The sequence below is a fragment of the Mycobacterium sp. TH-M25 genome, from assembly GCF_057473665.1.
Genome location: NZ_JBYCLA010000221.1, coordinates 1 through 2,512 on the forward strand (window position 1 = coordinate 1; position 2,512 = coordinate 2,512).

2 protein-coding genes are annotated in these 2,512 nt (G+C 66.1%); both read right to left on the reverse strand.

Going from position 1 to position 2,512, the window contains the following annotated elements:
- Window positions 1-1,394 (reverse strand): AMP-binding protein (locus tag AC2VOU_RS07410; protein WP_486956791.1); only part of this gene is annotated, 1,394 nt, incomplete at its 3' end.
- Between the two features lie 9 nt (window positions 1,395-1,403).
- A partial coding sequence (locus AC2VOU_RS07415) for a thiolase family protein (RefSeq protein ID WP_486956792.1) occupies window positions 1,404-2,512 on the reverse strand: 1,109 nt, incomplete at its 5' end.

A 2,512-nucleotide genomic window follows, 5' to 3' on the forward strand; every position in this document is an offset into this window, starting at 1 on the left:
TTCTCCATGTCGATCGACGAAATCCACTCACCGCCGCTCTTGACCACGTCCTTGACGCGGTCGGTGATCTTGAGGTACCCGTTGGGGTGGATCGTGCCCACATCGCCGCTGCGCCAGTAGCCGTCGAGGAAGCGGTCGGCGTCGTCGTCGAGCTTGTGGTACCGCTCGATGACCCATGGGCCGCGCATCAGCACCTCACCGACGCTCTTGCCGTCGTGCGGCAGGTCGTTACCCTCCGCATCGACGATCCGGATGTCAATGCCGGAGGTTGGCAGCCCCTGGAAGCGCTTGAGATCCCATTTTGCGTCGTCGGACAGGGTGCCTCGCAGCGACGGCTTGATGCCCATGTTCGTGGTGATCAGTGGCGTAGTCTCGGTCGCGCCATAGCCGTGCACGAAGTCCGCGCCGGTCAACTCGTAGAATTCTCGCATCAGCGACTTCGCCGGTTCGGTCGCGCCGGACAGCAACCTGGTTCTGCTGAAGTCCGGCTTCACGTCGAGGGATTTGATGTAGTCCAGCATCGGCTGGAAGATCGCCGGCGCACCGTTTGCGACGGTCACGGCCTCCGCGATCATCGTGTCGACCAGCAACGCCGTGTTCTCGGCCAGGTAGCGCCCCGGCAAGACCACCTTGGCGGCCGCCCACATCGCGGTCTGCGGAAGCCCCCACGACGCGCCGTGAAACATCGGGGTGATCAGCATCACCGTGTCCTCGCGGCGCAAGTCGATCGCGGCGGCCATCGCGATCGCGTGCAGGTAACTGCCGCGGTGCGAGTAATACACGCCCTTCGGGCGCCCCGTGGTCCCGGACGTGTAACACGCACTGTAGGTGGATGTTTCGTCGACGACGGGCCAACTGATGTCAGTGACGGCGGCGGCCATGAGGTCCTCGAAGTGGAAGACGTCGCGCAACGAGGTGTCGATCTCGGCCAGTGGCCGGTCCGACATCACGATCCAGCCCTTGACTTTCGGAACGTGCGGCGCCAGCTCCTCGGCGATCGGCAGCAGGCTCTCGTCGACAAGGATCCACTGCGCCTCGGCGTGGTCGGTGACGTAGCTCAGGTCCTCGGTCGCCAGCCGCAGGTTCATCTGCAGCATCACCGCGGCCAAGCCGGGAATCGCCCAGCTGAGTTCGAAGTGCCGCTTGCTGTTCCAGTCGAGAACCCCGACGGTATCGGCGGGACCGATACCGAGCCCGGTGAGCACGTTGGCCGCCCGCTTGACCCGGGTGTACAGATCCGCGTACGTGTAGCGGTCCCAGCCGCCCTCGGCGGTGCGGTAAACGATCTGCTGCTCCGGGTAGGTGCGTGCCGCGTGTCTGATCAGGTTGATGGTGTTGAGTTGGTAGTGGTCGCCGTGGGTGGACGGCAGGCCTTTGACAGTTTGTGCAGCCATGTCGGCTCCTTAGATTCGCTCGATGATGGTGGTGTTGGCGGTTCCGCCCGCCTCGCAGATGGTCTGCAGGCCATAGCGTTTCCCGCTTCGCTCAAGTTCGCACAGCAGATCGGTGAGCATCCGAGCGCCGGTCGAGCCGAGAGGGTGCCCGATCGCGATCGAGCCGCCGTTGACGTTCAACTTGTCGTCCGGGATGCCGAACTCGCGCTGCACCATCAGCGGCACCCCGGCGAAGGCCTCGTTGACCTCGAACAGGTCGATGTCGGCGGCACACAGGTCTGCGGCCTCGAGCGCCTTGTGGGTGGCATCGAGCACCGCGGTGAACTGAACGACCGGGTCCGCCGCCGCGACCGTCGTCGCCTGGAACCGCGCGCGTGGCGCCATGCCGTGCCGCTCCGCGTAACCGCGCTCGGCGATCAGCAACGCTGCCGCTCCGTCGCTGATCTGGGAGGAATTGGCAGCGGTCGTCCGGCCGTCGACTGCGAACACCGCCGGAAGCGAGGCTATCTTGACCGGGTCCAGCCGGTCGCGGATTCCCTCGTCGGCATCGATCGTCGCCGACGACGGGTCGAACGGGTCGACGGTGATGGGCACCACCTGGTCGCGGAATTTTCCGGCGCGCGTCGCGGCGAGGGCTCGCTCGTGGCTGCGCATGCTGTACGCGTCGAGGTGCTCGCGGGAGATATCGAATTTGACGTTCATCAGCTCCGAGGCCGCGCCCTGCGCGACCAGGTGGTCGGCGTAGCGGGCCAACTCGAACGGCGAGTACTGCGGACCGAGGGGCGCGCCCGGCGCGAAGGCCGGCGGCATCGACACCTGCGACATCGATTCCACCCCGCAGCCGATCGCCAGGTCGTAGCTGCCCGCGGCGATACCGAATGCGGCGAAATTGACCGCCTGCTGACCCGATCCGCATTGACGGTCGATGGTGACCGCGGGCACCGATTCGGGCAGGCCGGCGGCGAGCACCGCGTGGCGTCCGACGTTCCCGGACTGGTGTTCATGCTGCATCGCGCACCCGACGATCACGTCGTCGATGGCATCGGCTTCGACTCCGGTGCGCTCCACCAGGTATCGCAGGGCATGGCCCAGCAGATCGGCCGGGTGCCACCGGCTCA